Source organism: Bradyrhizobium sp. P2_E8, assembly GCF_056403875.1.
Window position 1 is genome coordinate 1 of the sequence record NZ_JBFUES010001891.1, and the last position, 567, is coordinate 567.

General features: G+C 70.4%; 1 protein-coding gene. It reads left to right on the forward strand.

Going from position 1 to position 567, the window contains the following annotated elements; translation table 11 throughout:
• A partial coding sequence (locus AC1D00_RS44545) for a tetratricopeptide repeat protein (protein WP_477015135.1) occupies positions 1-567 on the forward strand: 567 nt, incomplete at both ends.

Consider the following 567-nt stretch of genomic DNA (forward strand, 5'->3'; position numbering starts at 1 on the left):
CGCTTTGCCGAAGGCAAGGGCGTCGCTGCAAACTACGACGAAGCTGCGAAATGGTACGACCGCGCGGCGCAGGCCGGCGTGGTGCCCGCAACCTTCCGCCTCGGCACGCTCTACGAGAAGGGCCTCGGGGTGAAGAAGGACGCCGACATCGCCCGCCGCTACTACACGCAGGCCGCCGAGCGCGGCAGCGCCAAGGCGATGCACAATCTCGCGGTGCTCGATGCCGACGGCGGCGGACGCGGTGCCAATTACAATCGCGCGGCGCAGTGGTTCCGGAAGGCGGCCGACCGCGGCGTCGCCGACAGCCAGTTCAATCTCGGCATCCTCTATGCCCGCGGCATCGGCGTCGAGCAGAACCTCGCCGAGTCCTACAAATGGTTCAGCCTCGCAGCCGCCCAGGGCGATGCGGACGCGGCGGGCAAGCGCGACGACGTGGCCAAGCGCCTCGACCCGCAATCGCTCGCCGCCGCCAAGCTCGCGATCCAGACCTTCAGCGCCGAACCGCAGCCCGACGACGCCGTCAACGTCCCGGCCCCGAACGGCGGCTGGGACAGCGCGCCGCAGGCG